This window comes from Variovorax sp. P4_D9 (genome assembly GCF_056401695.1).
Genome location: NZ_JBFUIU010000654.1, coordinates 1 through 5,010 on the forward strand (window position 1 = coordinate 1; position 5,010 = coordinate 5,010).

The 5,010-nt window shown below is 63.0% G+C and carries 8 protein-coding genes; all 8 read right to left on the bottom strand.

The window, feature by feature from the left end:
* The coding region (locus AC1DY5_RS41705; RefSeq protein ID WP_478120297.1) for an Hpt domain-containing protein at positions 1–762 on the bottom strand (762 nt) is incomplete at its 3' end.
* A gap of 49 nt (positions 763–811) precedes the next feature.
* Positions 812–1,738: a flagellar motor protein MotB gene (gene motB, locus AC1DY5_RS41710; RefSeq protein ID WP_478120298.1), complete on the bottom strand. Its 927-nt coding sequence runs from the start codon at positions 1,736–1,738 to the stop codon at positions 812–814.
* Positions 1,739–1,754: 16 nt separating this feature from the next.
* On the bottom strand, positions 1,755–2,615 hold the full coding sequence (gene motA, locus AC1DY5_RS41715; RefSeq protein ID WP_478120299.1) for a flagellar motor stator protein MotA: 861 nt from the start codon (positions 2,613–2,615) through the stop codon (positions 1,755–1,757).
* A gap of 63 nt (positions 2,616–2,678) precedes the next feature.
* Entirely contained in the window at positions 2,679–3,347 is a 669-nt protein-coding gene (gene flhC, locus AC1DY5_RS41720) for a flagellar transcriptional regulator FlhC (protein ID WP_478120300.1), read from the bottom strand.
* Positions 3,344–3,694: a flagellar transcriptional regulator FlhD gene (gene flhD, locus AC1DY5_RS41725; RefSeq protein WP_478120301.1), complete on the bottom strand. Its 351-nt coding sequence runs from the start codon at positions 3,692–3,694 to the stop codon at positions 3,344–3,346. The genes flhC and flhD overlap by 4 nt, the downstream gene beginning before the upstream one ends.
* A gap of 47 nt (positions 3,695–3,741) precedes the next feature.
* Positions 3,742–3,942, bottom strand: a complete 201-nt coding sequence (locus AC1DY5_RS41730) for a hypothetical protein (RefSeq protein ID WP_478120302.1) — start codon at positions 3,940–3,942, stop codon at positions 3,742–3,744.
* A 323-nt stretch (positions 3,943–4,265) separates the two neighbouring features.
* A complete protein-coding gene (locus AC1DY5_RS41735; RefSeq protein WP_478120304.1) occupies positions 4,266–4,544 on the bottom strand; it encodes an EscU/YscU/HrcU family type III secretion system export apparatus switch protein in 279 nt (92 codons plus the stop codon).
* An 8-nt stretch (positions 4,545–4,552) separates the two neighbouring features.
* Positions 4,553–5,010: flagellar hook-length control protein FliK (fliK, locus tag AC1DY5_RS41740; protein ID WP_478120303.1), on the bottom strand; the 458-nt coding region annotated here is incomplete at its 5' end.

The following is a 5,010-nucleotide window of genomic DNA, read 5'->3' on the forward strand; positions in this document are numbered from 1 at the left end:
CACCGCGGCCTGCGGCTTGACGCTGGCCTCGGCGGCGTGCGCCGGCGCGGCGACGGCCGGCAGCTCGGCGGCTTCGGCCGCCTGGCGCGAGATATCGATCTGCGACTCGTCGATCACGAAGCAGCAGACGGCGATGATGTCCTCGGGTTCGCAGGTGGTTTCCAGCATCACGGTGAGCTGGTCGTTGCTGCGGGTGCGCGAGGCGATGTTGCCGAGGTTGCCGAGTTCGCCGGCGAGCAGCTCGCATTCGCTGTCCGACAGGCGGGTGAAGCGGATGCGCAGCGCGCCGGATGACGCGCTGGCCGCGGCAGGCGCGGGCGCCGGGGCGGCAGCCGCGACGGGTGCCGGTGCGGGCGACGCCGATGCACCACCCTCGTCGTTCTCGCGCGCCAGTTGCTGCAGCACGGCGCAGATCAGGGCAACGCGTTCGGCTTCAGGCTCTTTGCCCGCCTGGTAGGCAATGAGTTGTTCTTGCAAGGCGTCCTTCGTTTCCAAAAAGGCATCGATCATCGGGCCGCTCAGGCGCAGCTGGCCATGGCGTGCCCGGTCCAAAAGGGTCTCCAGCACGTGCGTTGTTTCGGTCAGCGCGGTGAAGCCGAAAGTGGCGGCTCCGCCCTTGATCGAATGCGCTGCACGGAAGATCGCGTTGAGCTGCTCGCTGTCCGGCGACTCGACATCGAGTTCGAGGAGCTGTTGCTCCATCTGTGCCAGAAGCTCGATCGCTTCGACAAAGAATGCTTGGGAAAACTGGCTGAGGTCCATCTTGTGTTCCGATGCCGGCGCTGAACGCCGGCGCTGGGTCTGTCGTTGGTTACTGCGTCGGGGCCGAGGGTTTGAATGAGGTCGGCTTCATGTCGCCGCTGCCGGCCGGCGCTCCGGCCTTCAGCGTGCCGGCGCGCATGGCCGGAACGTCGCCGCTGTTCTCGCGCTCGATCCGGTCCTGGGTCTGGCGGTTCAGCAGGATGATGCTGATGCGCCGATTGATCGGGTTGCGCGGATCGGCGTTGTTCAGGTGCATGCTGTCGGAGAGGCCGACCACGCGCAGCACCTTGGACTCGGCCATGCCGCCGATCACCAGTTCGCGCCGCGAGGCATTGGCCCGGTCGGCCGACAGCTCCCAGTTGCCGTAAGCCTTGTCGCCGTTGGTGTAGACGATGGCGTCGGTATGGCCCGACAGCGTCATCTTGTTCGGCAGCTCGTTGAGCTTCGGCCCGAGCTCGCGCAGGATCGCCCGCATGTGCGGCACCACGCGTGCGCTGGCAAGGTCGAACATCGGCCGGTTCTCGCTGTCGACCAGCTGCAGCCGCAATCCTTCGGTCGTGATGTCGATCAGGATCTGCGAACGGAATTGCTTGAAGACCGGGCTGTTCTCGATCAGCGCGTCGAGCTTCTGCTTCATGTCGGCCAGCCTTTGCGCGTCCAGCTCTTCCTCGCTCGGGTCGGCGTTCTTGACTTCGCCTTCGGTCTTCGTGAGGTCGTCGCCGCCGCCCGGGATCATGCTGCTGCCCAGGCTGGACTTGTCGCCGCCCGAGAGCGCCGCCTTGAGCGGCATCCGGAAGTGCTCGGCGATGCCCGCGCGCTGCTTCGGCGTCGAGATCGACAGCAGCCACATGACCAGGAAGAAGGCCATCATCGCGGTCATGAAGTCGGCATAGGCGATCTTCCAGGCCCCGCCATGACGGCCGCCCCCAGGGGCCGCCACCCGCTTGATGATGACGCGGTGCTTCTCTGCGCTCATATCCCGTCCCGGGAACTCAGCGTGCCTTGACTTCCCGAACGTGGTCATCAAGTTCGGTGAAGGAAGGACGTTCGGTCGAGAACAGCACCTTGCGGCCGAACTCGACCGCGAGCTGGGGGGCGTAGCCGTTCAGGCTGGCCAGCAGCGTGACCTTGGCGCACTGGTAGACCTTCATCGCCTCCTCGACCTTCTGGCCGATCAGCGAGGCCAGCGGCGCCACGAAACCGTAGGCCAGCAGCACGCCGAGGAAGGTGCCGACCAGCGCGTGCGCGATCAGGGCGCCCATCACGTCGGGCGGCAGGTTGGCCGAGGCCAGCGCGTGGACCACGCCCATCACCGCGGCCACGATGCCCAGCGCGGGCAGCGCGTCGGCGACACCGGCCAGACTGTGCTGGGGCACCTCAGCCTCGTGGCGAATGGTCTCGATCTCGTGGTCCATCAGGGCCTCGATCTCGAAGGGGTCGGTGTTGCCGCTGATCACCAGGCGCAGGTAGTCGCAGAGGAACTCCATCAGTTCCTTGTCGGCCATGAGCGCCGGGTAGCGCCCGAAGATCTCGCTCTGCTTCGGATTCTCGACATCGGACTCGAGCTTCATCATGCCGTCCTTGCGCGCCTTGGCGAGCAGCTCGTACAGCAGCGCCAGCAGGTCCATGTAGAGCTGGCGGTTGTGCTTGGAGGAACGCAGCAGCAGCGGCAGTTCCTTCATGGTCGCCTTAATGGTCTTGCCGTTGTTGCCGGCGATGAAGGCGCCGAGCGCGGAGCCACCGATCATCAGCAGTTCGACGGGCTGGAACAGGACGCCGAAATGCCCGCCCATCAGGGCGTAGCCGCCGAAAACGGCCCCAATCACTACCAGGTATCCAACCAGCACGAGCACGCGCGTCCCCTTTTGCCCGCAGGCATCAAATCAAGAATGAAGAGTTGAAATAATCTGCCGCTTTCAAGGGGTCGCGTCGGCGCTCGGCGCGGCATGCACGGCCAGGACAGGAGGCGGCGAGACCTGCGGCGCCTTGGCAGTTTCTTGCTCGCGCTTCGGGGAGCGCGTCTTGCCGGCCCGGGACGGCGGGCGGCACAGCACGCAGACATAGCCGTGCTTGTGATCATGCGCATGGGCGACGAAATGCCCCCCGCAGCGGCTGCACGTGCTCAGCTGCAGCATGTCACTGTCGAAGAACCGGACCATCGTGTAGGCCCGCGTGAAGTCCAGCACGATGTCGCCGCCATGGGCTCCGATCTGCTCCGTGTAGAGGCGATAGGCCTTGATCAGCGCCTGCAGTCCGGTCTCGTTGGCCTCGACCAGCATGAACCGGTACAGGTTGTAGAACATCGACGAATGGATGTTGGCCAGCCAGGTCATGTACCAGTCGGTAGAAAACGGCAGCAGGCCTTTAGGCGGGGAGACGCCCTTCAGTTCCTTGTAGAGGCGAATGAGCCGCTCGCGGCTCAGTCCGACCTCGGCTTCGAGGAATTGCAGGCGGGCCCCGAGCTCGATCAGTTCAACCGCCAGCTGGACCTGGCGCACCTCGCCGAGAACGCTCTTGGCGGTCGGCCGGGCACCTTCGCGGGGCAGCGCATCGGCATCGACCTTCGGAACGGCCGGCCGGCTCATGCCAGCGCATCCGTATCACGCGGCTGAAGCTGGCGCGCAGCCATCAGGATCGACATGTGCGCCTGCTGCAGCGCGCTGTCCTTGCCCTCCCCGAACACGGCGAACATGGGGTGATCATCGAGACGGAAGCTGCAGAGCAGGAAATTGGAGGTCGCCAATTTGACGATTTGCGTCAAGGACATGTTGGCCAGCAAATCAGCCAATTCACGCCCGACACCGAGACGGTACATTGCCGCGGCACGATCCTGCTTGGCAAGCTTTTGAGCGAGCAGCATATAAGCCAGGTTGATGTCGCCAATCTCTTTCGAGATGTGGTTGACCCCATCCACATCATTATCGATTTCCACTCTGAACTCCAATTAATCAATGTGTATTAAACACAGAATCTAGCAATTTAAAATAATTCTTTTATGGATTCAATTGACCTTGAGCACCGTACATCACCTTGCAGGTCTGTTTTTTGCGACGATATCCGCTCAAAAACCGAATTCTTCTCATCTGCATTCAGCTTCAATGGATCGCCGCGAACACCTGAAGGGGGCACATGAATGACAGCGGCTTCCATCGAGATCGCCTTCCAGCGGGCCACTGACATGCATGTCTCCATGTCTCATTTCCATCAAGTTTGCAGTCTATACACAATTTTTAACAACTTCATCAGGCGCTTTGAGAGCGGTTTCAAAAAGTGAGACTTTTCTTACACCCCCAACGAATGCCGCATACTCTCCAATCGAAAGTAACCTAAACTGTTTACAAGTCAAATAGGCGACTGCGCTTCATCAAATGATTAATAAAGTACTAAAAACACGGCTGCACTAGAAAGCACTCATTTTTCTGCAAAATCCGCTTCAATCCAATGAACAATCATTGATATTTAAACAAAAGGGTTCATTCGACATCAGGACGGCGTGACATATTTCATTTGCCGCCGGGCGGCGCCTCGGCGCGGCTTTCGAGGCCATGGATCCAGGCCATGACTTCCGCCACGGCGAGATAGAGTTGCGGCGGAATCTGCCGGTCGAGATCGACCTGCATCAGCAGCTTGACCAGCCCCGCCGAGGCATGGACATACAGTCCGTTGTCCCTTGCCTCGCGCATGATCGATTCGGCCACCACGCCGTAGCCCTTGGCCACGACCACGGGAGCGCGCGTCTTGTCGGCATAGGACAGCGCCACGGCGCTTTGCCGATCGTCCATCGAGGTGATCACGCTGCGCCCTCCCCGCCGTTCGCCGGCAGCTTCTCCATCGGCGCCACCTGAAGCTTCTGCACCCGAAGGCCAGCGGCTTCCAGCCGCTGCACCAGCGAGCGGCCGTCGGCGTGCAGCACCGACACTGTGCCGGGCTCGCTGGCCGCCAGCCGCGCCTGCAGGCCCGGCCCCGCAAGACTCAGGCGAACGTCCACCTGTCCGAGCCGGGGCAGGCTCAGCGACACCCGGGTCGCCCAGCGTTGCGGGTGGTCATCGACGGCCGGGTCGGCGTCGGGTGCGCCGGCGTCCTTCTCGACCGACCAGTCCATCGGGACCCCCGGCCACGCCTCGCCGTGCCAGCGGAACACGGCGGTCGCCAGCAGGTCGAGCTGCTGGTGCACCAGGCTCACGGCCTGCGGATGAATCACCTCGGCGACCGAAGTGGCCGCCCTGGCAGCGGCCGCGGGATGCGCGG